The organism is Streptomyces sp. NPDC014733, from assembly GCF_043083385.1.
GTDB lineage: Bacteria > Actinomycetota > Actinomycetes > Streptomycetales > Streptomycetaceae > Streptomyces.
Map to the genome: position 1 here is coordinate 120,850 of NZ_JBIBYO010000006.1, position 23,674 is coordinate 144,523.

General features: G+C 69.5%; 17 protein-coding genes. 6 read left to right on the forward strand and 11 right to left on the reverse strand.

All coding sequences use genetic code 11. The features are described from left to right. Positions 1-264: 264 nt before the first annotated feature. The 3 genes from ACF1BH_RS16505 (at position 265) to ACF1BH_RS16515 (ending at position 3,329) form a co-directional block, all read left to right on the forward strand. Entirely contained in the window at positions 265-1,335 is a 1,071-nt protein-coding gene (locus tag ACF1BH_RS16505; protein ID WP_078654116.1) for an AAA family ATPase, read from the forward strand. Continuing rightward, positions 1,332-2,420 carry a ParB/RepB/Spo0J family partition protein gene (locus ACF1BH_RS16510; protein ID WP_391643175.1) on the forward strand — a complete coding sequence of 363 codons (1,089 nt, stop codon included), beginning with the start codon at positions 1,332-1,334 and terminating at the stop codon, positions 2,418-2,420. Before ACF1BH_RS16505 ends, ACF1BH_RS16510 begins: the two co-directional genes overlap by 4 nt. A gap of 291 nt (positions 2,421-2,711) precedes the next feature. After that, entirely contained in the window at positions 2,712-3,329 is a 618-nt protein-coding gene (locus ACF1BH_RS16515) for a GNAT family N-acetyltransferase (RefSeq protein ID WP_030285662.1), read from the forward strand. Between the two features lie 74 nt (positions 3,330-3,403). On the opposite strand, the gene trxA is transcribed toward ACF1BH_RS16515, so the two are convergent. The 7 genes from trxA to ACF1BH_RS16550 all read right to left on the reverse strand — a co-directional run bounded on the left by trxA (position 3,404) and on the right by ACF1BH_RS16550 (position 13,283). Beyond that, positions 3,404-3,730 (reverse strand): thioredoxin, encoded by a 327-nt coding sequence (trxA, locus tag ACF1BH_RS16520; RefSeq protein WP_391643176.1) that lies wholly within the window; start codon positions 3,728-3,730, stop codon positions 3,404-3,406. Positions 3,731-3,779: 49 nt separating this feature from the next. Further along, positions 3,780-4,754, reverse strand: a complete 975-nt coding sequence (trxB, locus tag ACF1BH_RS16525; RefSeq protein WP_391643177.1) for a thioredoxin-disulfide reductase — start codon at positions 4,752-4,754, stop codon at positions 3,780-3,782. 113 nt (positions 4,755-4,867) lie between these two features. Continuing rightward, entirely contained in the window at positions 4,868-5,875 is a 1,008-nt protein-coding gene (locus tag ACF1BH_RS16530; RefSeq protein WP_391643178.1) for a zf-HC2 domain-containing protein, read from the reverse strand. Then, positions 5,872-6,564, reverse strand: a complete 693-nt coding sequence (gene sigM, locus ACF1BH_RS16535; RefSeq protein ID WP_391643179.1) for an RNA polymerase sigma factor SigM — start codon at positions 6,562-6,564, stop codon at positions 5,872-5,874. The genes ACF1BH_RS16530 and sigM overlap by 4 nt, the downstream gene beginning before the upstream one ends. A 320-nt stretch (positions 6,565-6,884) precedes the next feature. Then, positions 6,885-8,597 (reverse strand): protein kinase family protein, encoded by a 1,713-nt coding sequence (locus tag ACF1BH_RS16540; RefSeq protein ID WP_391643180.1) that lies wholly within the window; start codon positions 8,595-8,597, stop codon positions 6,885-6,887. 104 nt (positions 8,598-8,701) lie between these two features. Beyond that, a complete protein-coding gene (murJ, locus tag ACF1BH_RS16545) occupies positions 8,702-10,882 on the reverse strand; it encodes a murein biosynthesis integral membrane protein MurJ (RefSeq protein ID WP_391643181.1) in 2,181 nt (726 codons plus the stop codon). 46 nt (positions 10,883-10,928) lie between these two features. Then, the gene (locus tag ACF1BH_RS16550) at positions 10,929-13,283 is read right to left on the reverse strand and encodes a DUF6049 family protein (RefSeq protein ID WP_391643182.1); all 2,355 of its coding nucleotides are present in this window, start codon (positions 13,281-13,283) and stop codon (positions 10,929-10,931) included. Between the two features lie 180 nt (positions 13,284-13,463). Here ACF1BH_RS16550 and ACF1BH_RS16555 point away from each other — a divergent pair, with 180 nt between their 5' ends. Continuing rightward, on the forward strand, positions 13,464-14,942 hold the full coding sequence (locus ACF1BH_RS16555) for a CCA tRNA nucleotidyltransferase (protein ID WP_391643183.1): 1,479 nt from the start codon (positions 13,464-13,466) through the stop codon (positions 14,940-14,942). Positions 14,943-15,155: 213 nt separating this feature from the next. Here ACF1BH_RS16555 and ACF1BH_RS16560 read toward each other — a convergent pair whose 3' ends face one another. The 4 genes from ACF1BH_RS16560 to ACF1BH_RS16575 all read right to left on the reverse strand — a co-directional run bounded on the left by ACF1BH_RS16560 (position 15,156) and on the right by ACF1BH_RS16575 (position 18,976). Continuing rightward, positions 15,156-15,719, reverse strand: a complete 564-nt coding sequence (locus ACF1BH_RS16560; RefSeq protein WP_391643184.1) for a hypothetical protein — start codon at positions 15,717-15,719, stop codon at positions 15,156-15,158. 109 nt (positions 15,720-15,828) lie between these two features. Then, the gene (locus ACF1BH_RS16565) at positions 15,829-17,088 is read right to left on the reverse strand and encodes an MFS transporter (protein ID WP_391643185.1); all 1,260 of its coding nucleotides are present in this window, start codon (positions 17,086-17,088) and stop codon (positions 15,829-15,831) included. Positions 17,089-17,166: 78 nt separating this feature from the next. Then, the gene (locus tag ACF1BH_RS16570; protein ID WP_391643186.1) at positions 17,167-18,249 is read right to left on the reverse strand and encodes an inositol-3-phosphate synthase; all 1,083 of its coding nucleotides are present in this window, start codon (positions 18,247-18,249) and stop codon (positions 17,167-17,169) included. A 46-nt stretch (positions 18,250-18,295) separates the two neighbouring features. After that, the gene (locus ACF1BH_RS16575; protein ID WP_391643187.1) at positions 18,296-18,976 is read right to left on the reverse strand and encodes a helix-turn-helix transcriptional regulator; all 681 of its coding nucleotides are present in this window, start codon (positions 18,974-18,976) and stop codon (positions 18,296-18,298) included. Positions 18,977-19,337: 361 nt separating this feature from the next. Between ACF1BH_RS16575 and ACF1BH_RS16580 the strand changes: the two genes are divergently transcribed. Together ACF1BH_RS16580 and ACF1BH_RS16585 are read left to right on the forward strand one after the other, a co-directional pair. Further along, positions 19,338-22,004 carry a transglycosylase domain-containing protein gene (locus ACF1BH_RS16580; RefSeq protein ID WP_391643188.1) on the forward strand — a complete coding sequence of 889 codons (2,667 nt, stop codon included), beginning with the start codon at positions 19,338-19,340 and terminating at the stop codon, positions 22,002-22,004. A gap of 153 nt (positions 22,005-22,157) precedes the next feature. Continuing rightward, entirely contained in the window at positions 22,158-23,636 is a 1,479-nt protein-coding gene (locus tag ACF1BH_RS16585; protein WP_391643189.1) for a glycosyltransferase family 87 protein, read from the forward strand. Positions 23,637-23,674 lie beyond the last annotated feature (38 nt).

The following is a 23,674-nucleotide window of genomic DNA, read 5'->3' on the forward strand; positions in this document are numbered from 1 at the left end:
CCGGTGGGCGCGTCCTCGATGGTTGAGGGGCGCCCACCGCGCGGTCCAGGCAAATGAGGCAAGGCGGAGTGTCGCGTCCTATTCGGGCGCGGCGCTGGCATCGTGTTTCACGTGAAACGTCGTTCTCTGCTGCAAGGGATCCTCGGGCGTGGCCAAGCCTCAGCCGAGCCGCGGGACCGAAAACCCACACGGGGCACCGAAGTATCCACAGACGTGGGTTCATCCACAGGAGAGCGGACCTCACTGGTTCGTGGTACCGAAAGCATGGCAGGCTCAGAGGACTGTGAGCCTGATGTCGAGGAGAGTGAATCCTTGCGGTCCGACGCCAATATCGCGGGACCGATGACCGATCCGGTCCCCGGTCCCCGCAGCGAGTCGCTCGGGGAGGACGTTTCACGTGAAACGCCGTCCCCGATGGACGACACCCCGATCGGTCGTGCAGCTCAGCTGGCGGTGCAGGCAGTCGGCCGCTCGGGCGAGGCACTGCCCCGCCCGGAGCAGACACGCGTCATGGTGGTCGCCAACCAGAAGGGCGGCGTGGGCAAGACCACCACGACCGTGAACCTGGCGGCGTCGCTGGCGCTGCACGGAGCGCGCGTCCTGGTCATCGACCTCGACCCGCAGGGCAACGCCTCCACCGCGCTCGGGATCGACCACCACGCCGAAGTGCCCTCCATCTACGACGTCCTGGTCGACAGCAAGCCGCTGTCGGACGTGGTGCAGCCGGTGCCCGATGTCGAGGGGCTGTTCTGTGCGCCGGCGACCATCGATCTGGCCGGTGCCGAGATCGAGCTGGTCTCTCTGGTGGCACGGGAGAGCCGGTTGCTCCGCGCGATCCAGGCGTACGAACAGCCGCTGGACTACGTCCTCATCGACTGTCCGCCCTCGCTCGGCCTGCTCACCGTGAACGCGCTGGTGGCCGGCGCCGAGGTACTGATCCCGATCCAGTGCGAGTACTACGCGCTGGAGGGCCTGGGACAGTTGCTGCGCAACGTCGAGCTGGTGCGGGGCCACCTCAACCCCAAGCTCCATGTCTCGACGATCCTGCTCACGATGTACGACGGCCGTACGCGGCTCGCCTCCCAGGTCGCCGAGGAGGTGCGCAGCCACTTCGGGAAAGAGGTGCTCCGCACGAGCATCCCGCGATCGGTGCGCATCTCCGAAGCGCCCAGCTACGGCCAGACGGTGCTCACCTACGCCCCGGGATCCAGCGGCTCGCTCTCCTATCTGGAGGCGGCCAGAGAGATTGCCCTGCGCGGCGCGGGTGGTACCGCGGCCCAGGAACTGAGTGTGAACTATGAACCGCAGCACGGTACGCCGGAGGGGACGCAGTGAGCGAACGACGTAGGGGACTGGGCCGCGGGCTCGGTGCACTGATTCCCGCGGCGCCGCAGAGCGCCGAGCAGGGTGGTCCGGCGGTGGGTCGCGGTGCGACCTCACCGTCGGCGGTTCCGGTGCTGGCGCCGGAACGGGGAGTGGCGGCGGCCAAGGTGGCCTCGTTGCCGGCGGCCGCTGTTTCACGTGAAACAGCCGAGCCTTCCGCGGCTGCTGCGGCAGCGGGCGCGGAGGTTGCGGGCGCGCACTTCGCCGAGCTGGAGCTGGACGCGATCACGCCGAACCCTCGCCAGCCGCGCGAGGTGTTCGACGAGGACGCGCTGGCGGAGCTGGTCACCTCCATCCGCGAGGTGGGGCTGCTGCAGCCGGTCGTGGTGCGGCAGGCAGCGCCCGGCCGGTACGAGCTCATCATGGGTGAGCGCCGGTGGCGGGCGTGCCGCGAGGCGGGGCTGGCGAAGATCCCGGCCATCGTCCGGGCCACGGACGATGAGAAGCTGCTGCTCGACGCACTTCTGGAGAATCTGCACCGGGCACAGCTCAACCCGCTGGAAGAGGCCGCGGCCTACGACCAGCTGCTGAAGGACTTCGCCTGTACGCATGACCAGTTGGCGGACCGGATCGGGCGCTCCCGCCCGCAGGTCACCAACACGCTGCGGCTCCTGAAGCTCTCCCCGTCCGTGCAGCGACGGGTCGCGGCGGGGGTGCTCTCCGCGGGGCATGCCCGTGCGCTGCTCTCGGTCGATGACGCCGAGGTGCAGGACGAACTCGCCCGCCGGATCGTCGCGGAGGGTCTGTCGGTCCGTGCGACCGAGGAGATCGTGGCGCTCCAGGGGTCGGAACCGGCTGCCAAGGTGAAGGCGAAGGGGCCCCGGGCCGGTGCCCGGGTCTCCCCCGCGCTCACCGGTCTTGCCTCCCGGCTGTCGGACCGCTTCGAGACCCGGGTGAAGGTCGACCTCGGCCAGAAGAAGGGGAAGATCGTCGTGGAGTTCGCCTCCATGGACGATCTGGAGCGCATCCTGGGAACCCTCGCGCCGGGCGAAGGTCCCGTGCTCGGTGCGTCCCAGGAGAACGACAACAAGAAGTGAGCTGACCGCCGGGGAAAGGGCGGGCCGTGTACCGGAGGGATGCCGGGACACGGCCCGCCCTTTGCGTTCTCGCGGTACTCCCGTCAGGGAAGGCTGGATACGATGCGAGCGGAGTGGCTCACACACCTTGTGCCCTCACATCGGTGAGCGGGCCATGCGATCGGTGAGCCGCACGGAACCGCCCGCCGTCAGGTCCGGCTCGGCTGCCGGGGAGGCACCGCGGTGCGCCCGGCGCCGACGGTGCGGAGGGCGGCCGCGTGCGGCGGGCGAGAGAAGTGAGGATCTGGCGCCATGGGCCGTCGGCTCGTACCGCTCACCCTGGACAACCTTGCGGACATCCCCAAGCCCTGCCGCTCCTGTGTGTTCTGGGAGCTGGACCCTGTCAGTGGGGACGCGGCGGTGGCGGCGGGCCGTGCCGGTCCGGAGAAGGAAGCCTGGCTCTCCGCCGTCCTGCTGGACTGGGGGTCCTGCGGGCGAGTGGTCTACGTGGACGACGTACCGGCCGGGTTCGTGCTCTATGCGCCGCCCGCGTACGTACCACGTGCGATGGCGTTCCCCACGAGCCCGGTGTCCGCTGATGCGGTGCAGCTGCTGACGGCCCGGTTGGTGCCTGGTTTTCAGCGGCAGGGGCTGGGGCGGGTGATGGTGCAGACCGTGGCGAAGGATCTGATCCGGCGGGGCTTCAAGGCCATCGAGGCTTTTGGCGACGCCCAGTGGTCCGAACCGGCGTGTGTGCTGCCCGCCGACCATCTCCTGGCCGTCGGCTTCAAGACCGTACGACCGCACTCCCGCTATCCGCGGCTGCGGCTGGAGCTGAGGTCGACGCTGTCGTGGAAGGAAGATGTGGAGCTGGCGCTCGACCGGCTGCTGGGGGCGGTGCAGAAGGAGCCCGCGCTACGGCCGTTGTGAGCACGGCGGCATGTGAAACGGGCCTGCCCTCTGGGGGGCAGGCCCGTTTCACGTGAAACATCGGGGCGTCTCGCTCAGGCGAGGAAGTCCGACAGCTCGCGCTCGATGCCGGCCTTGGGCTTGGCACCGACGATGGTCTTCACGACCTCGCCGTCCTTGTAGACGTTCATGGTCGGGATCGACATGACGCCGTACTTGGCGGTGGTGGCCGGGTTCTCGTCGGTGTTCAGCTTGGCGATGACGATCTCGTCGTGCTCGGCGGCGATGGCCTCCAGCGACGGGGCAACCTGACGGCACGGGCCACACCAGGTGGCCCAGAAGTCCACGAGAACGGGCTTGTCGCTCTTGAGGACGACCTCTTCGAAGTTGGCGTCCGTGACGGTAACCGTGGCGCCGGCCATGGCAGTCTCCTTTTGCTTCAGGGGTGGTGGAAAGTGGGGAACCGCGGGCTCAGACGACTGCGGTCTTCTCGGGCTCGGGGGTGGCGTCGCCGTCGGAGAGCGCCGCGAGGAAACGCTCGGCGTCGAGCGCGGCGGAGCAGCCGGTGCCGGCGGCGGTGATCGCCTGACGGTAGGTGTGGTCGACCACGTCACCGGCGGCGAAGACGCCCTGCAGGTTGGTGCGGGTGCTGGGGGCGTCGACCTTGAGGTAGCCCTCGTTGTCGAGCTTCAGCTGCTCCTTGAACAGCTCGGTGCGCGGGTCGTGGCCGATCGCGATGAACAGGCCGGTGACCGGAAGCTCGGAGGTCTCGCCGGTCCTGAGGTTGCGCAGCGTCAGGCCGGAGAGCTTGTTCTCGCCCTGGATCTCGGCGACCTCGCTGTCCCACACGAACTTGATCTTCGGGTCGGCGAAGGCGCGCTCCTGCATCGCCTTGCTCGCCCGCAGGGTGTCGCGGCGGTGCACGATCGTCACGGACTTGGCGAACCGGGAGAGGAAGGTGGCCTCCTCCATCGCGGTGTCACCGCCGCCGATGACGGCGATGTCCTGGTCCTTGAAGAAGAACCCGTCGCAGGTGGCGCACCACGAGACGCCGCGGCCGGAGAGCTCGTCCTCACGGGGCAGACCGAGCTTGCGGTGCTGCGAGCCGGTCGTGACGATGACGGCCTTCGCACGGTGTACGGTACCGGCGGTGTCGGTGACGGTCTTGATCTCCCCGGAGAGGTCGACGGCGACGATGTCGTCCGGCACCAGCTCGGCGCCGAAACGCTCGGCCTGGGCTCGCATGTTGTCCATGAGGTCGGGGCCCATGATGCCGTCCCGGAAACCGGGGAAGTTCTCCACGTCGGTGGTGTTCATCAGCGCACCGCCGGCGGTGACGGCACCTTCGAACACCAACGGCTTCAGGGAAGCACGGGCGGTGTAGAGCGCAGCGGTGTATCCCGCGGGCCCGGAGCCGATGATGATCACGTTGCGGACGTCGCTCACGGGTGTCTTCCTTGTCTCTGCCGACTGCTTGCTGGGGCTCTGGGAACTCTCACCCCACCCAACGGATCCTACGGGCCGAGCATTCCCGGCGTGCCGCAGCGCACAGTGGCCGCTCAGTCCCGGGGGTAGGAACGGCTCAGCAGAACGGAGCCGGGCGCCGGCGGCGTAGCGGAGATGCAGGAGGCGTCGACCACGTAGGCGGTAACACGCTTCGGATCGGCGGGCATCGAGAGCACGACGAGATAGACGCTCTTGCCCTGGTAGGTGTCCTGACGGGCCGCGAGCGGGGACTCGGAGCGGCCGATGCCCCTGCTGACGCAGGACGGCACGGTGGCGTCTCCGCCCCGCATCGGGGTTTCCGGTTCGCTGCGGGTACCGATCTCGGGGGCCTTCTGCGCGCCCTTGGCGGCGAGGAGCTTGTGGACCTGTGTGGCGAGCGTCGCGGAGGACAGTTCCCCGGGCGCGGCGGTGGTCTTTTTCGTCGCCGTGGGCTGCCGGCCCGGCCCGCCGTCGTCGCCGGTCTCGGTCGAGGAGTTCTGTACGACGATCCCGCCCACGCCGATCAGGGCGGCGGCCGCGGCCGTGCCCAACAGGACGCGGGGCCAGCGACGGGACCGGGGCGTCCGTCCGCCAGGGGCGCGCCGCCCGGGTCCGGTGGCGCCGCGGGGGCGTCCGGCGGGGCGATCGGTGCCCGGAGACGGGGGCGTGGCCTCGGTTTCACGTGAAACATCGGCGGTGTCCGCGGCTGTTTCACGTGAAACGGGGCCGGACGGATCAGGTGTTTCACGGGGCTCAGGAATGGATCCGGCAGCGGAATCCGTGGCCGGCTCGTCGGGCGTTTCACGTGAAACCGAGGGCTCCGGCGCGGCATTCAGCAGCGCCTCGGCAGCAAGCGCGGCGTCGATGCGTCCGGCGACCTCGGCGGGCATGGAGACCGGCCCGGGAAGCGTGCCGAGCAGGCCCCGGATCTCCTCCAGGGAGGCGAAGACGTCCTCGCAGAGTACGCACGACGCCAGGTGCGCGCGGACCTCGGCGGTACGGGCCGGGGAAAGCAGGCCCTCCGCCAGGTCGGAGATCTCCGAGACCTCCGGGTGCTCATCCGTGCCGGTTGTCGACGTCACGCTCGCCCACCTCCGTCCTTCACGGCACCTGTGTCGTTCGGTCCTGGTGTTGGTGGGACGGATCCCCCCGGCTCCTGGTTCCTTGCCGCTTCCGTCGTTCCGCTCCCGTTGTCCGCCCTGAGATGCCGGACCAGTGGCAGCAGTCGGGCACGACCGCGTGCACAGCGGCTCTTCACCGTGCCCGTGGGCACATCGAGGACAGCCGCCGCTTCCGCGACGGGGTAGCCCTGCATGTCGACGAGGACGAGCGCGGCGCGTTGCTCCTCCGGAAGGGTACGCAGCGCGCCCAGCAGCTCGCGGTGGAGATCCTGGCGCTCCGCCGGTACCGCGGCCGACTCCTGCGGCTCCAGGAGCTGGTCCAGCTGATCGGTCTCGGCGACGGGCGACGTCCGCCGGGAGGCCGCCTTGCGGGCCCGGTCCAGACAGGCGTTGACCGTGATGCGGTGCAGCCAGGTGGTGACAGCCGACTGGCCGCGGAAGGTGTGGGCGGCCCGATACGCGGAGACCAGTGCGTCCTGCACGGCATCGGCGGCCTCTTCGCGGTCGCCGAGGGTACGGATCGCGACGGCCCAGAGCCGGTCGCGGTGGCGTCGGACGATTTCCCCGAAGGCATCGGGATCACCTTTGACGTGCAGCGCAAGAAGCTCGGCGTCGCTCGACGTGGCTGCTTCGTCATCTTCGGCGCGCACGGCCCTCCCACAGGTGCTCTTTCCCCCGCCCCATTGAAGCCCGCCGCCTGGCGAAAGTAAATGAAACGGCGGGTGCACGGCCTCACAAGAAGGCCACTGACCAGCGCAAACGAGCCCTTGCCGCCGGGGCCTGCGGTAAAGGGGGAGAAATGCGGTGTTCGTGCCCGGGGGAAACCGGGCTTGTTCCGGAATGCGGGGGAAACCCGGCGGTACCGGTCGATCCGTCCAGGCGGAGGGCAACGTAGGGGCCCGGCCGACGGATCGACCGGGCCCCTGCGTTGCCTGCGGAATGTCCTGAGGACCTCAGCCGGTGGAGGACCTCAGCCGGTGAAGGAAATCTCCCGGATGGCCTGCTTGTAGCCCGCGCTGCTGTAGTCGTCGCCCGGCGCGTAGGGCATCGCCGTCATCCAGACCAGGACGTAGCGCGCCTTCGCCGGGGAGTCGAGGCTGACCTTCGCGACCGTCTCCGAGGTGTCCGCACCGCCGATGCGCTTCATGGAACCGAGCGGAGTGGAGGGCGACAGGGACGGCGCGGCGTAGAGCGTGACCTTGGTGTGCGGGCCCGCGTAGTGCAGATCTATCGACGCGCCGCCGATCCGCTGCTCCGCGCCGAGGTCGTAGACGATGCCGACACCCTGCTTGAAGTGCGGGTTCATGTCGGGACCGTCGCGGTAGCTCATGCTCCGCCAGTAGGTGCTGGAGTCCTTGTCGTAGGTGTAGCGCACCTGATCGGGATGTTGCGGGCGCCCGTCCGGGTAGTACTCGGCGGCGTCCTCGATCTTGAGCGGCTTGCCGTTCGGCTTGGTGTCGTGGTGCGCGTTGGCCTGCGGGGTGCCGCTGCCGGAGGTGTCGTTCTCCTGCTTGAGCAGGGTGTCCGCCAGCTGCCAGCTGCCCAGTCCCAGCGCGGCGATCAGCAGCGCGGAGACGCACCACTTCAGCGCCTTGCCGGTGCGGCTCTGCAGCGGGGGAGGCGGCGTGGGAACCGGCTGGGTGGCGCGGTTCATCGGGTTCCGCGCCGCCTGGCCGTAGCTGCCCTGCTGGTACTGGGTCCGCTGGTACGGCGGCGGGGTGGTGAACGCCGTCTCCGGGGGCCGGATGCGGGGCATCGCCGCCACCGCCTTGGCCAGCTCGTCCGGAGTGGTGCACGGCTGTTCCTGGCGGGAAGCGGTGGCACCGTCGTTGACCAGCGCGCGCATGGCCAGCTCGGACAGACCGCGGTGGACGCCGGCCCGCACCTGGTCGGGAGCGATCAGTCCGACGCCCTTGGGCAGACCGGACATGCCGTAGGCGTCGTTCTCGTACGGCCAGCGCTGGGTCAGCGCGGCGTAGAGCAGCGCACCGATCGCCTCCGTGTCCGAGCGTTGCGGTTCGTCGCAGGTGAGCCCCCGCAGCGCCGCCATGATCGCGAGGCCGCGGATGCGGTACTGCCCGGACTCCGTGCGGAGCACCGATCCGGGATTGATCCGCAGATGCGACAGGCCCTCGCGGTGGGCGGCGGCCATCGCCTGGGAGACCTGGCTGACGAGCTGGTAGGCGTCGTGCGGCTCCAGAGGGCCCGCGGCGAGCACGGTGGCCAGATCGGTGGCGTCGGGCAGCCACTCGTGGACGACGTAGACGAGGTCGTTCTCCTCGACGGCGTCGAGGATCTGCACGAAGCGCGGGTCGCCGAGGAGCGCCGCGGAACGGGCTGCCGACAGCACCGGGCGGGCCCGGGGGTGGTCGGCGGGCAGGATGTGCACCCCGACGGCGCGGCGCAGTTTCTCGTCGACCGCACGCCAGCTGCTGAACCCCTCCAGCCGGGTGACGCACTCCTCCAAGCGGTAGCGCTTGGCGAGCTTGTGGCCGCTGTGCAGCTCGGAGGGTTGCGCGTCGGCTGCGGCGGCCGCGTCATCGGTGCCGACGGCTTCCTTCTCCGCGCCGGACGCCTTGTCGGGCTTCGCACCGTCGTCCGTGGCCTTCTCCGCCTTGGCGGTCAGCGGTTGGTCACCGCTCGTGTCGGCCACGTCGACGGCAGCCGTGCTCCGTTCCGCCACCGTCGTTCCTGCCTCCCCATCCGTTGCAGGCTCAATGAGCCACGACAATTGTGCCCACAGTCCGCCACTATGCACGACACGCGGTGGCGGTCGATGGTTGTGCCTCAGCGCCCCAGCTTGGCCCGGACCATGCCGACCAGCGCCGTCATCTCCTCGATGCGCATCTTCCGCGCGGCCACGTAGAAGACGCCCAGAAGGGCGACCGCACCCACGATCAGCGCGGCCAGCGACCCGAGGAATCCGCTGCCCAGTCCCTGCATGATGCCGTACACGGCCGCACCGGCGATGACGGTTGCGGGAATGCTTGCGCCCGCCAGACGGGCGTACGTGCGCACGATACGGGCGCTGTCCAGGTCACCGTTCATCCGCCTGCTCAGCCGACGCCAGGCGACCACGACACCGATCATGTAGGCGATGCCGTACGCGGCCGCCATGCCGATCACCGCCCAGCGCGCGGGCAGGATCAGGAAGCAGGCGGCCGAGGCGGCGGCGTTGACCGCCGCGACGATCACGGTGTTGTAGAAGGGCGTCCGGGTGTCCTCGTAGGCGTAGAACGCCCGCAGGATCACGTACTGCACCGAGAACGGAATCAGGCCGATACCGAAGGCCATCAGCATGTAGCCCATCGGGATGCCCGCGCCGGAGGAGCCGTAGACCAGCGTGCACAGCGGGACGCCGAGCGCCAGGAAGCCGAACGAGATCGGGACGATGGCGACGGCCGAGGTCCGCAGGCCCTGGGACATGTCGTCCCGGACCGCGCCGGTGTCACCGTCGGCCGCCGACCGGGCCAGCCGCGGCAGCAGCGCCGCCATCACGGAGACCGTGATGATCGCCTGCGGCATGTTCCAGATCAGCTGGGCGCTGGCGTACGAGATGAAACCGGTGCCGGGGTGGCCCTGATGGTCCGCGGTGTTGCCGGCCCAGGTGGAGAGCTGGGTGACGACCAGGACGCCCGCCTGGTTGGCGAGGACGAACAGGACGGTCCACTTCGCGAGCTTGGCGGCCTTGCCGAGCCCGTGCCCGCGCCAGTCGAACCGCAGCCGGAACGTGAAGTCGGCGTCCCGCAGGTACGGGATCATCGCCAGCGACTGCACCACGAGACCGAGCAGGGTGCCGATGCCCAGCAGCCGGATGCCCTCGTCGGGGATGGTGGTGACGCCGATGCCGGAGGTCTTGGCGGTGCCGTACACCCAGATGAACAGCCCGAACGTGGCGATCATGACGATGTTGTTGAGGACCGGGGTCCACATCATCGCGCCGAAGCGGCCGCGCGCGTTGAGGATCTGCCCCATCACGACGTGCAGCCCCATGAAGAAGATCGTGGGCACGCAGTAGCGGGTGAACGCGACGGCGACCTCGTTGGCCGCCGGATCGCGTGAGATGTCGAACGAGACGAGTTTCACGAGCAACGGCGCCGCGACGACCGCCAGAACCGTCAGCACGCCCAGGATGACGACGACCAGCGTCAGCAGCCGGTTGGCATACGCCTCGCCGCCGTCGTCGTCCTCCTTCATCGCGCGCACCAGCTGCGGGACGAAGACGGAGTTCAGACCGCCGCCGATGGTCAGGATGAAGATCATCGTCGGCAGCTGGTACGCCACCTGCCAGGAGTCACCCAGCACCGCGCCGCCGAGTGCGGCGACGATCAGCGCGGAGCGGACGAAGCCGGTGAGGCGGGAGACCATCGTTCCGGCGGCCATCACGGCGCTGGACTTGAGCAGTCCGGAGGCGCGGCCCCCGGACGGCTTCCCGGCGGCCGCGACCGGCTCCGGCTCGGGCGACGGCGGCTCCGGAGCGGGCGCCGCCGCGGGCACGGCCGCCGCAGGTACGGGCTCCGCCGCCACCGGTCGGCGGGACTCGTACGGCTGCTGATCGCGGAAGAGATGCGCGAACGCATCGGACTCCGGCTGCTGGTCCGCCGCCTGCCCGAACGCGTCGCCCACCCCGGGGAACTGCACCGTCTCGGCCGCGTCGGCGTACGGCGCCGCGGCGGGCGGGCCCGCAACAGGACCGGACGGCGCGGGCGCGCCCCAGCCCTGCTGCTCTGGGGCGTAAGGGGCCGCGGGCTGCGGCGGGAACGGTTCGGCAGGCGCGCCCGGCGGCTGCACCGCGCCGCCCGGGTACCCGGGGGCGTGCCCCCGGTGCGCCTCGTGGCGGGGGCCGCCGTCCTGCGCGTAGGGGCTCCGGCCGTTCAGGCCGTACGGCTCCTGCGGGGCCGGTGGGACCGGCCCCGCAGGGTCGCCCTCGGCGTCCCGGCCGCGGTCACCGTCAAACGGCGCGTTCATCGCTGCCCCACCTCATCCGTCGCCGGCCCTGCGGCCCCGCCACATATCAACGGTCCACCTTCTCACCCGAGCCGGACGGACCCGAGTTTCCCGAACCGGTGTCCGGCGCGTCACTCGGCTGCCCGGCGTCCTCGACGCCCGCGTCGTCGGTCGCGTCTGTGCCGTCGCGGCCGTCGCGGCTGTCCGGATCGGACGGGCCCTCGGGCCCGTCGGTGGCGTCCGGACCTGCCTCGCCCTGCGGGCCCTCGCCCGTCTTCCGGGCGGCCGCCCGCTTGCGCTGGAGGTAGATCCGCACACCGGCCAGGACCAGCAGCAGGACACCGCCCGCGATGACGAGCATGACCGTTGCCGTGATCTCCGTGACGTTCACGACGAACGTCATCGGCTGACCGTACGGCTTTCCGTCCGCGGTGTAGAGCTGGGCGTTCACCCGGACCGGACCGTTGGCGTTCGCCGTGGTGTCGAACTTGAAGGACTGGCTGTGCCCGCCGTCCACCTTGATGCGCTGCGGTTCGCCCGCGCTCAGCCGGTTCGGCTGCGAGGACGTCAGCTTCAGCGTCATCCCCTCGACGCCTTGGAGAAGGTTGTTCTGCACCGTCACCGGGATCGTCGCGCTGCGCCCGGAGAGCGTGGCGTTCGACTTCTGGATCAGGTGGACCTTCCGCGTGAGCTCGGTGAGGTAGTCCCGCACCGAGCCGCGGAACGCGGCCGCTCCGGCGCGGTTGCCGCGCCACTGCGTCGACATCCCCCGCATGATCGCGTTCCCGAACGGCGTCACGACGCGCTCGGGGCGGTCCAGATTCACCCGGAACTCGTCCAGCGCCGTCTGGGTCTCCTGGATCTGGCGGAACGCCTCGGTCGGCATCTCCTGCCGGCGCAGCGACGACGGGTACGCGGCGCGGCTCGGTACGTGCCGGGCGGCCGCCTGGTCGGGCTCGGTGTTGGCGGCGTCGCTGAGATCCAGCGGCTGCGTCCAGTCGGTGGCGTCCAGTGTCCGCAGCGCCGCGGCCATGGCCTGCGCCTGGCTGGTGGACGGCATCCGCTGCGGCGCGACGACGATGCTGCGCTGCCGGCCGGGGTCCTGCAGGCCGATCAGCCGGGTCTGGGCGAGGAACGACTGGACGGCGCGGGTGGCCCGGCCGCTCTGCGTCAGGTCGCCCTCGAAGGCGGTGGACAGCCCCGCGTCCGCGACGACGGCGGTGTTGCCGCCGCCGATCGGCCGGGCCGCGGTCGGCGTGTAGGTCAGCTGGTCGGACTCGCGCAGGCTGTCGCTGCGGGTGATGACGTTGTGGGCTCCGGCCGAGGTGGCGACGTCCACGATCGAGGAGTCGATCGCGCCGTCGACGGGCCAGGCGAAGTCCGTGCGCGGCTTCACCCCCAAGGTCGTGTCGACGGTCGTGGACGCCAGTTCCGTGGCCGGGCCGAGGTGCCCGAGCGCGCTGGGCACGTTCTTGCCCTGATGGGCGAGGGAGGCGAGATCCGGGTCGGCGAACGGGAGCGCGACGACCTCGTGGGTCTTCACCGCCTCCATGAGGTCGTTCAGCCATTCTTTGGCGACGGCCTGGTTCTTGCCCGCGGGGCCGTCGGGACCGTGCACCCGGTACGGCTTGGTCATCGCCTCGACCGTCGCGAGGAGGTCCGGGTCGATGACGAACGTCACCGGCAGGTCCTTGCCGAGCGCGACCATCTGCTGCAGCCGGCCGCCGGGCTTGATCTCCGAGGCGAGGTCGTCGTCACGGAAGACCGGGGTCTGCTCCGCGTCGGCGTCGGTCTGGGCGGTGAGATGGGTGGAGGAGATCAGCGGCCACATGTAGGTGAGCTGCGTCTTCTTCCCCGCGTCACCTTCCTGCCAGGGAAGGAAGGTCCGCTCCATGCCGAGTACCTGCTCGTACTGGCCCTGCGAGCGGCCCGAGAGGGAGACACCGAGCTGGTACACGCCGCCGTCGCCGAGGTCGAGGTCCTTGACCGGGACGCGGAGCGAGAAGGAGCGGCTGATGCCGGGCCGGAGCGGATCGATGTCGGCGGTGTGCCCCTTGACCTCGGGGCCGTCCTCGGCCGGGGAGAACCCGGTGCGCCGGGCGGCGGCGTCGAGCGCGCTGCGCCCGTTGAGCGCCGGACCGCGCCGGACGGCGACATGGGCGTCGGTGACCGTGGCCCGGCTCTCGTTGGTCACGGTGCCGGAGACGGTGACGGTGTCGCCCTTGCCGGGTGCCTCCGGGGTCAGCGAGTCGATGCTGACGTCGACGGTGCGCGGCCCGGTGGCCGCGGCGTGGGCGGCCGGGGCCTGCGGGAGCTGCACCAGGCCCATGAGCAGGGGCACCCCGGTGAACAGCGCGGCGCCGCGTCGTAGCCAGCGCCCGCGCGGCCGTTCAGTCCACCGGAACCTTGCCGCATCGGCCACGCGCTCGCCCGTCCCTCGTCGTCGTCAGTGGTCGTTGGAATGTGCGTCCACGCATGGTAACGAGGTGCGCAGTGGCGTCGTACCATGGTGTGCGCCACAAGATCACGGGCCGGGCCGGTCACGCCGGCGCCCTCGACGGCGGGACGCCGGGCGTGGCACGGGCACGTACCCTTTTCAGTTGTGCCGAACGCCAACAATGACATCCCCGCCCCGCAGTCCGAGCGGTCTGCGCAGTCGACGAATGCGCTGAGCCAGGTGCAGCGCCGTGCCGTGAGCGAGCTGCTGCGGGTCTCCCCCGTGGCGGACGACCTGGCCCGCCGATTCCAGGAGGCCGGGTTCACGCTTGCCCTGGTCGGCGGTTCGGTGCGGGATGCGCTCCTGGGCCGGCTCGGCAACGACCTGGATTTCACCACGGACGCGCGCCCCGAGGACGTTCTGAAGATCGTCCGTCCATGGGCCGACGCGGTGTGGGAGGTCGGCATCGCGTTCGGCACCGTCGGCTGCAAGAAGAGCTCCTTCGACATCGAGGTCACGACGTACCGCTCGGAGGCGTACGACCGCACCTCGCGCAAGCCGGAGGTGTCCTACGGCGACTCCATCGAGGAAGACCTGGTCCGCCGTGACTTCACGGTGAACGCGATGGCCGTCTTCCTTCCGCAGAAGGAGTTCATCGACCCGCACGGCGGTCTGGAGGACCTGGCGGCCCGGGTGCTGCGGACGCCCGGCACCCCGCAGGACTCCTTCTCGGACGACCCGCTGCGGATGATGCGCGCGGCCCGGTTCGCCGCCCAGCTGGACTTCGAGGTCGACCCCGACGTCGTGGCGGCGATGAAGGCGATGGCGGGGCGGATCGAGATCGTGTCCGCGGAGCGCGTCCGGGACGAGCTGAACAAGCTGATTCTGGCGCCGCACCCGCGCAAGGGCCTCCGGCTGCTGGTCGACTCGGGGCTCGCCGAGCGGGTGCTGCCCGAACTGCCCGCGCTCCGGCTGGAGCGTGACGAGCATCACCGCCACAAGGACGTCTACGAGCACACGCTCACGGTCCTGGAGCAGGCGATCGATCTCGAAGAGGACGGGCCGGACCTGGTGCTGCGGCTGTCGGCGCTGCTGCACGACATCGGGAAGCCGAAGACCCGCCGCTTCGAGAAGGACGGCCGGGTCTCGTTCCACCACCACGAGGTGGTCGGGGCCAAGATGACCAAGAAGCGCATGATCGCGCTGAAGTACTCGAACGACCTGGTGAAGGACGTCTCGCGGCTGGTGGAGCTGCATCTGCGGTTCCACGGCTACGGGACCGGCGAGTGGACGGACTCCGCGGTCCGCCGCTATGTCCGCGACGCGGGCCCGCAGCTGACCCGGCTGCACAAGCTCACCCGCTCGGACTGCACGACGCGTAACAAGCGGAAGGCGAATGCCTTGTCGCGTGCGTACGACGGCCTGGAGGAGCGCATCGCACACCTCCAGGAGCAGGAGGAGCTGGAGGCGATCCGCCCCGACCTGGACGGCAACGAGATCATGCAGATCCTGGACATCGCGCCGGGCCCGGCCGTCGGCAAGGCGTACAAGCAGATGCTGGAGCTCCGGCTGGAGAACGGCCCGATGGAGCGCGAGGAAGCGATCGCCGCGCTCAAGGAGTGGTGGGCAGGCCAGCAGAGCTGAGGCCGTGTGTTTCACGTGAAACCGGGTGGGCGACCGCGGGGTTTCACGTGAAACCGGCTGCGGCAGGCGTGCTGTGTTTCACGTGAAACAGGCGCCGACGGACCGAGCGGTTGGTGGGCCGTCATGTTTCGCGTGAAACATGGTGGATGAGGTTCGGGGTGGTGTTTCACGTGAAACACCACCCCGTGGCTTCTCCGCCGTGCCGGGTTCGCTCTACTTCGCCGGGGTCAGACAGAGCACCATGTGGGTGTCGGCGCGCTTACGGCGCTGCACGGACTTGGAGTACGCCGACCCCCCCGCAGGGCAGACAGAGGGGTCAGAGGTGTCGTTGTGCACCGCGGTCACCTTGTACTGGGCCTCCGCGGTGCCGCAATCCACGACCTTGAGCCCGTCGTCGAGCGAGCTCTCGGACTTCTTGACACAGTCACCGACCTCGGCGCTGTCCGCGTCGTCCAGGCTGCTGATCCAGAAGAACGCGCCGGCGATCAGCATGATGACGACGCCGATGCCCTTCAGGATCGTCTTGGGGGACCTCTTCCTGGCGGGATGCGGCGGAGGTACGGGAGCACCGCCCTGCACATAAGGCTGCTGCGGCGGCGCGGGGTACCCCGGCTGCGGCTGCTGATAGCCGTACGGAGACGGTGGCTGCTGAGGGTAGGCGTACCCGGGCTGGGGCTGACCGTAGGGAGCCTGGGGCGGCTGCGGTGCCTGGGGATAGGGGCTCTGCCCGTACGGCGCCTGGCCGTAAGGGTTCGGGCCCTGAGGCGGCATGGTCATGGAACTCCCCCGAAGTCTGATGTGTACAGGTCGTGCTGGACGCCCGTAAGGTATCCGGTCCGCGTGCCCGGCCGCCTCACCCGGCTGCCACCGTGCGGGGACGCGGTGCCTACCCGTGCCGCCGGCGCACCACCGTCGCGGCGACGCATGCGTAGATCACGGTCACCATGAGCAGCAGAACGCCGGACCTGCCGTCCGGTGGCAGCACGAGGGCGGCGACCGCGGCGGCACCGACGAAGGCGATGTTGAACAGCACGTCGTAGATGGCGAAGATCCGGCCGCGGAACGCGTCGTCGACCGTGGACTGGACGACCGTGTCCGTGGAGATCTTGGTTCCTTGGGTGCCGAGACCGAGCACGAAGGCGGCGGCCAGCATCGGCCCCGGCGTGAAGAACAGGCCGAGCGCCGGCACCAGCACCGCGCCCATGGCGGCGCAGCAGGCGATCCAGCCGAACGTGCCGAAGCGCGCCACCGCCCACGGAGTGACGACGGCGGCCGTGAAGAAGCCCGCGCCCGACACCAGGACAGCGACCCCGAGCAGGGCCAGCCCCTCGGATTCGGTCGCCGCCCAGGCGTACCGGCACAGCATCAGCACCATGACCGTCAGCGCTCCGTAGCAGAAGCGGATGAGGGTCATCGCGGCCAGTGCACGGGCCGGGGTGCGCCGCTCGGCGAGGTGGCGTACCCCCGCCACGAGACCTCGTACGGTGCTCAGCAGGGCTTGTCGCAGATGCGGTGGGCGGGCGGTGAGATCGGGGCCGAGCAACTGTGGCGTCATACGCAGCGCGGTGAGCGCCGAGCAGAAGTAGAGGGTCGCGGCCAGCAGTATGACGAACGCGTCCACGTCCGGGCCGGCCAGCCGGACCGCGAAGGCGAGCCCGCCGCCCGCCGTCGCGGCGAGTGTACCGGCCGTGGGGGCAAGGGAGTTGGCCATGACCAGCTGTTGTCCGCCGTCGACCACCCGGGGCAGCGCCGCCGAGAGCCCGGCCAGGACGAACCGGTTCACTGCGGTCACCGAGAGGGCCGAAGCGTAGAAGAGCCAGGCGGGGACGTCCGATGTGATCAGCGCCGCCGTCACCATGGCCAGCAGCGTGCGCAGCAGATTGCCGTGGAGCAGGACCTGGCGGCGCCGCCAGCGGTCGAGCAGCACGCCGGTGAACGGACCGAGGAGCGAGTACGGCAGCAGCAGGATCGCCATGGCGGAGGCGATGGCCGCCGGTGAGGTCTGCTTCTCCGGCGAGAAGACGACGTAGGTGGCGAGCGCGACCTGGAACACCCCGTCGGCCGCCTGGGACAGCATCCGTGCGGCAAGAAGCGAACGGAAGTCACGTAGCCGGAGTAACACGCGCAGGTTGCGCACAGCATGCATGAGGCACAGCCTCACACAGCCCGCGGGCCCCCGGGAGAGATACCCGGAGGCCCGCGGAGCGTGGCGATGAGGGGAGCGTCAGCGCTCGACCTCGCCCTTGATGAACTTCTCGACGTTCTCGCGTGCCTCGTCGTCGAAGTACTGCACGGGCGGCGACTTCATGAAGTACGAGGAGGCGGAGAGGACCGGACCGCCGAGGCCGCGGTCCTTGGCGATCTTCGCGGCGCGCAGCGCGTCGATGATGACGCCCGCGGAGTTCGGGGAGTCCCAGACCTCGAGCTTGTACTCCAGGTTCAGCGGGACGTCGCCGAACGCACGGCCCTCGAGGCGGACGTACGCCCACTTGCGGTCGTCCAGCCAGGCCACGAAGTCCGAGGGGCCGATGTGGACGTTGTCCTCGCCCAGTTCACGGTCCCTGATCTGCGAGGTGACGGCCTGCGTCTTGGAGATCTTCTTGGACTCCAGCCGCTCCCGCTCCAGCATGTTCTTGAAGTCCATGTTGCCGCCGACGTTCAGCTGCATCGTGCGGTCCAGGATGACGCCCCGGTCCTCGAAGAGCTTGGCCATCACACGGTGCGTGATGGTGGCGCCGACCTGCGACTTGATGTCGTCACCGACGATCGGCACACCGGCCTCGGTGAACTTGTCCGCCCACTCCTTGGTGCCGGCGATGAAGACCGGGAGGGCGTTGACGAAGGCGACCTTGGCGTCGATGGCGCACTGCGCGTAGTACTTCGCCGCCTCCTCCGAACCGACAGGGAGGTAGCAGACGAGGACGTCGACCTGCTTGTCCTTCAGAACCTGGACGATGTCGACCGGAGCCTCCTCCGACTCCTCGATCGTCATGCGGTAGTACTTGCCCAGGCCATCGAGGGTGTGGCCGCGCTGGACCGTCACACCGGCGTGCGGCACGTCGCAGATCTTGATGGTGTTGTTCTCGCCGGCGTCGATGGCGTCCGCGAGATCCAGGCCGACCTTCTTGGCGTCGACGTCGAATGCGGCCACGAACTCGATGTCACGGACGTGGTAGTCGCCGAACTGCACATGCATGAGGCCGGGCACACGGCTCTCCGGATCGGCGTCCTTGTAGAACTCGACGCCCTGTACCAGCGAGGCGGCGCAGTTGCCCACGCCGACGATGGCTACGCGAACCGAACCCATTCCGGTTGCTCCCTGTGATCTCGCTGAGGTCCTGCCGGACAGGACCTCATGTGGTGGTGTCATCGGACGGATCCGGCCGGGAACCACCCCGGTGCCGGGGCAGGCCGTCCGTGTCTCCTGACTGATCCTGCTTGTCCCGCTCAGCGGTCCCGGGCGTATGCCGATCGTGCCCGGTGCGCTCGCTCTCGATGAGTCCGTTCAGCCAGCGGACCTCGCGCTCCACGGATTCCATGCCGTGGCGCTGGAGTTCGAGGGTGTAGTCGTCCAGCCGTTCACGGCTGCGGGCCAGGGAGGTACGCATCCTTTCGAGACGTTCCTCCAGCCGGCTGCGGCGTCCTTCCAGCACGCGCATGCGGACGTCCCGCGACGTCTGGCCGAAGAACGCGAAACGGACGCCGAAGTGCTCGTCCTCCCACGCGTCCGGGCCGGAGCGCGAGAGCAACTCCTCGAAGTGCTCCTTCCCCGCCGCGGTCAAGCGGTAGACGATCTTCGCCCGGCGTCCGGTCAGAGCCGTGGCGGGCGCGCCCTCGGGCGGACCGCCCGGCTCCTCCATGAGCCAGCCGTTCGCGACCAGCGCCTTGAGGCAGGGATAGAGGGTGCCGTAGCTGAACGCGCGGAAAACCCCGAGTGAAGTGTTGAGCCGCTTGCGCAACTCGTAGCCGTGCATCGGGGACTCGCGCAGCAGGCCCAGAATGGCGAACTCGAGGACGCCGGAGCGTCTGCTCATCCTCCGCCTCCTCGACCTCGCGCGCTCTTTATGCCGTGCTGATGTATCGACTCGATACATCCAGACGATAGAACGCCACGTGGGACGGGACAAGCAAGGGTGCGGTGAACGGCGTCACATCACCGATTCATAGGGTCCAACCTGCCTGATTTGGAGTGAATTTAGGCGGTGGGCAGGTTTTGGCCGTGCGTAGTCTGTGCGGCATGCAGACTGCCGGGAACCGTGGGCCGATAACTGGCGTCCCCGTGCTCGGTGTAGTGCGGCCCGCGCGTCAGGAACGGGCCGTGCATCGGGGGGACCTGAAGACAACCACCGCCTTCAGGCGACGAGATAGCGCGCCTGCCCGAGGAGTATTCGTTCCATGAGCGAGCACCGTCGCAAACCGCCACAGCCGCAAGGTGGCGGTCGCGCCGCGGCCCGACGTGCCGCGCAGCAATCAACGGGGCGTCGCGCGGCGCCCCGTGGCACTGCTTCCGGCTCCACGTCCCACTCTGCTGCGCACGGCCAGGAGCGGCCTCCAGGAGGCCGGGCGGAAGCGCGACGTGCAGCTCAGCGCGGCGGTCGCCGGCGGGCGGACGACGCGGCGGGGGCCGGCGGCGGACGAGGCGGTGGCAGGGGTCGTCGCGGTGGTGGTGCGGGCGGCGCGGGTGGTGCGGGCGGCGGCCGTGGCCGTGGTGGGGAAGGTCCTGCCAAGAAGCGCTTCATCGACTACCCGCGGGCCGGGCGCGACGGGTGGCGCCGTTTCGTGCCGTCCTGGAAGTTGGTCACGACGTTGTGCGTCGTCTTCCTGGGCGTCATAGTCGGGACCGCCGGTATCGCTCTGTGGCTGGTCGAGGTGCCCAAGGAGAGCATCGCGGCACGGCAGGAGAACAACATCTACTACTGGGCCAACGGCGACGTCATGGCCCGCGACGGCGAGACCAACCGGCAGATCGTCCAGATCAGCGACATCCCGATGTCGATGCAGAACGCGGCGATCGCCGCGGAGAACGCGTCGTTCCGGGATGATTCCGGCGTCGACCCCATGGGCATCGTCCGCGCCCTGGTCAAGATGGCCAAGGGCGAGGAGACCCAAAGCGGGTCGACGATCACTCAGCAGTACGTCAAGAACGCAATGCTGAGTCAGGATCAGACGCTGACCCGTAAGTTCAAAGAGCTGTTCATCTCCATCAAGGTCGGCGGGACGGTGCCGAAGCCCAAGATCCTCCAGGGCTACTTCAACACCAGCTACTTCGGGCGCGGCTCCTACGGCATCCAGGCGGCGGCCCAGGCGTACTACGGCAAGGACGCCCGGGAGCTGAAGCCGGACGAGGCCGCCCTGCTGGTGACAGTGCTCAAGGGGCCCGAGCTGTACGACCCCGCAGGCGGCTCGGTTCCGAACGCCAGCCCCCAGGAGAACGAGAAGCGGGCAAGGGGCCGCTGGTCGTGGGTGCTCGACCGCGAGGTCCAGGTGGGCCTGATGTCGAAGAGCGAGCGTGCCAAGTACACGAAGTTCCCCATGCCGAAGGAACTGAAGTCGTCGGCCAGCCAGAACGGCCAGATCGGCTATCTGATGGACACGGCCAAGAAGTACGTCCTCAAGAACACCCACCTCAGCCAGGCGGCGTTCGACAAGGGCGGCTACCAGATCTACACGACCTTCGACAAGAAGAAGGTCACCGCGCTGGCCAACTCGGTCAAGAAGGTCGACAAGCGCTTCATCGACCCGGAGAAGCGGGAGAAGGACAAGTACGTCCAGTTCGGTGGCGCCTCGGTGGAGCCCGGGACGGGCAAGATCGTCGCGATATACGGCGGTGAGGGCTACGACAAGGGCCACTTCAGCAACAACGCCGACACCTTCGGTGTGCCGGTCGGCTCGACCTGGAAGCCGTTCGTCCTCGCGGCGGCGATGAAGTACGGGACGCAGCACAGCAACGGCCAGCCGATCTCTCCGGAGAGCCGCTACAACGGCAACGACCACCTCAAGGTGAAGAACGCCGACGGCACGGACTATCTGTCGAAGGACAACTCGCCCTTCTACCAGAAGAACGAGAGCGAGCATCCCTGGGGCTACATCACCCTCAAGAAGGCGATGGAGCAGTCGGTCAACACCCCGTTCGTGCAGCTCGGCATGGACGTCGGGATGAGCAAGGTGCGGGACATGGCACGCGCCGCGGGCATCTCGGACGCGAGCTTCGACAAGTCCCTCAACCCCTCGTTCGCCCTCGGCACCTCGACGCCGAGCGCGATCCGCATGGCCAACGCCTACGCGACCTTCGCGAAGTCGGGCACCAAGGTGGAGCCGTACTCGGTCACCGAGGTGAAGCACCACGGCGAGGCGGTGGACGGCATCGAGACGCCCACGACGGAACCGGCGATCGACCCGGACATCGCCAACAACGTCACCAAGGTGCTGGAGAACGTCATCACGAACGGTACGGCCAAGGCGGAGGCGTCGAATCTGGGCCGTCCCGCGGCGGGCAAGACCGGTACCACCGACGAGAACAAGTCGGCATGGTTCGTGGGGTACACCCCGCAGCTGTCGACCGCGATCTCGATGTTCCGTGAGGACCCGAAGAACCCCCGCCAGCTCTCCATGAAGGGTGTCGGCGGCTTCGACTCGATCCACGGTGGTGCGCTGCCCACCCAGATCTGGACGCAGTACATGATCCAGGCGCTGGAGGGCACGCCGGTGGAGGACTTCCCGGCGGCGACGCCCATCGGACAGCGTTTCGACGAGGCGGGCATGCCGTCCCCGACGCCGACCATGAAGCCGTCGGAGACGCCGTCCCACACGCCCTCGGAGAAGCCTTCGCACTCCGAGACGCCGACCCACTCGCCGACGCCCACGGCCACGGAGACCTGCGCCGACTGGGACATCGGTTGCCAGAACAACGGCGGTACGGGCGGCGGCCCCGGCGGCGGTCCCGGTGGCGGTCCCGGCGGGGGGCCGGGCGGCGACACCGGTGGTGACACCCAGTCGCCGGATCCGACGAGCGGCGGCGGTCCCGGTGGCTGGATCGGTGGCCCCAGCGGGGGGAACCCCTGATCCACCTCCGTTTCACGTGAAACGGCCCGCCGCAGCGGCAGCCGAACCCACGGCCGTTTCACGTGAAACAGCGCATCGCGAAGCCCCCGACCCGGCTCGACCGGGCGGGGGCTTCGCCGCGTTCCGCACAGGGGCGTGCGGCAGGATGGGGCCATGACGAGCGTGCGCGGGGACGAGTCCGTACGGCCCACACAGCGGGACGAGGTCGCGGCAGCCGGCAGCGAGCTGCTCGGTGGCCCGTTCGGCCGCCGGGCGCTGCCCGGTACGAGCAGGCTCACCCCCGTCCGGGTGATCGTGCTCGTCGCCCTCGGCATGTTCGCCCTCGGGATGGTGCAGAAGCTCCCCTGCTACAACGGCGGCTGGTTCTTCGGCGCCACCACGCAGTACGTCCACGCCTGCTACTCCGACATCCCCCATCTCTTCTCGGGGCGCGGCTTCGCCGACGGGCTCATTCCCTACTTCGACCGGCTGCCCGGTGACATGGAGTATCTGGAGTACCCCGTCCTGACCGGGCTGTTCATGGAGGTCGCCTCCTGGCTGACCCCGAACGGCGGCGAGATCGTCCAGCGCGAGCAGATCTACTGGCTGGTCAACGCCGGGATGCTGATGGTCTGCGCCGCCGTCCTCGTCGTCTGCGTGGCCCGTACGCACCGTAACCGCCCCTGGGACGGGCTGCTCGTCGCGCTGGCACCCGCGCTGGCACTGACCGCCACGATCAACTGGGATCTGCTCGCCGTCGCGCTCACCGCCGCGGGCATGCTCCTGTGGTCCCGCAGCCAACCGCTCCGCGCCGGCGTGCTCATCGGGCTGGCGACCGCCGCCAAGCTCTATCCCGTCCTCCTCCTGGGCCCCCTGCTGGTGCTCTGCTGGCGGGCCGGCACCTGGCGTGCCTACGGAAGGTGTCTGACCGGCGCCGTGGCCTCCTGGCTCGTGGTGAACCTCCCGGTGATGTTCGCGCACGACGCGAGCGGCTTCCACGTCCGTGAGGGATGGGCGAAGTTCTACACCTTCAGCCAGGAACGGCCGATCGACTTCGGCTCCGTATGGCTGCTGATCTCCCAGCGCACCGGCAACCCACTGGAGAACGCCAACCTCTACGCCACGCTGCTGATGCTCCTCGGCTGCGGCGGCCTGGCCCTGCTCACCCTCTACGCACCGCGCCGTCCGCGCTTCGCGCAGCTCGCCTTCCTCGTCGTCGCGCTCTTCATCCTGACGAACAAGGTGTACTCCCCGCAGTACGTGCTGTGGCTGATCCCGCTGGCGGCGCTGGCCCGGCCGCGGTGGCGGGACTTCCTGATCTGGCAGGGGTGCGAGGTCCTGTACTACCTGGGGATCTGGATGTACCTCGCCTACACGGGCAGCGGTGACAAGCACCAGGGCCTGCCGCCGGAGGGCTACCAGCTGGCGATCCTGATGCATCTGCTGGGCACGCTCTACCTCTGCGCCGTCGTCGTCCGCGATGTGCTGCTGCCGGAGCGTGACGTGGTCCGCCAGGCCGGTGAGGACGACCCGTCCGGCGGTGTCCTCGACCGGGCACCCGACGTCTTCGTCCTGGGCCGCTCCCCGCACCCCCGCCCCGCCGTGCACTTCGAGGCCGCCCCGCGGGTGCGCTGGGGCACCGTACGGGAGTGACCGGGCTCCGGAACGGGCGAAGGCCCGGCACCGCGGGA

What these genes read in the sequence shown, in the direction of transcription:
- ACF1BH_RS16565 (WP_391643185.1), bottom strand. Translation starts at nt 17,088, where the DNA reads ATGCATGCTGTGCGCAACCTGCGCGTGTTACTCCGGCTACGTGACTTC.
- ACF1BH_RS16505 (WP_078654116.1), top strand. Translation starts at nt 265, where the DNA reads ATGGCAGGCTCAGAGGACTGTGAGCCTGATGTCGAGGAGAGTGAATCC.
- ACF1BH_RS16570 (WP_391643186.1), bottom strand. Translation starts at nt 18,249, where the DNA reads ATGGGTTCGGTTCGCGTAGCCATCGTCGGCGTGGGCAACTGCGCCGCC.
- ACF1BH_RS16585 (WP_391643189.1), top strand. Translation starts at nt 22,158, where the DNA reads ATGACGAGCGTGCGCGGGGACGAGTCCGTACGGCCCACACAGCGGGAC.
- murJ (WP_391643181.1), bottom strand. Translation starts at nt 10,882, where the DNA reads ATGAACGCGCCGTTTGACGGTGACCGCGGCCGGGACGCCGAGGGCGAC.
- ACF1BH_RS16560 (WP_391643184.1), bottom strand. Translation starts at nt 15,719, where the DNA reads ATGACCATGCCGCCTCAGGGCCCGAACCCTTACGGCCAGGCGCCGTAC.
- ACF1BH_RS16580 (WP_391643188.1), top strand. Translation starts at nt 19,338, where the DNA reads ATGAGCGAGCACCGTCGCAAACCGCCACAGCCGCAAGGTGGCGGTCGC.
- trxA (WP_391643176.1), bottom strand. Translation starts at nt 3,730, where the DNA reads ATGGCCGGCGCCACGGTTACCGTCACGGACGCCAACTTCGAAGAGGTC.
- ACF1BH_RS16575 (WP_391643187.1), bottom strand. Translation starts at nt 18,976, where the DNA reads ATGAGCAGACGCTCCGGCGTCCTCGAGTTCGCCATTCTGGGCCTGCTG.
- ACF1BH_RS16515 (WP_030285662.1), top strand. Translation starts at nt 2,712, where the DNA reads ATGGGCCGTCGGCTCGTACCGCTCACCCTGGACAACCTTGCGGACATC.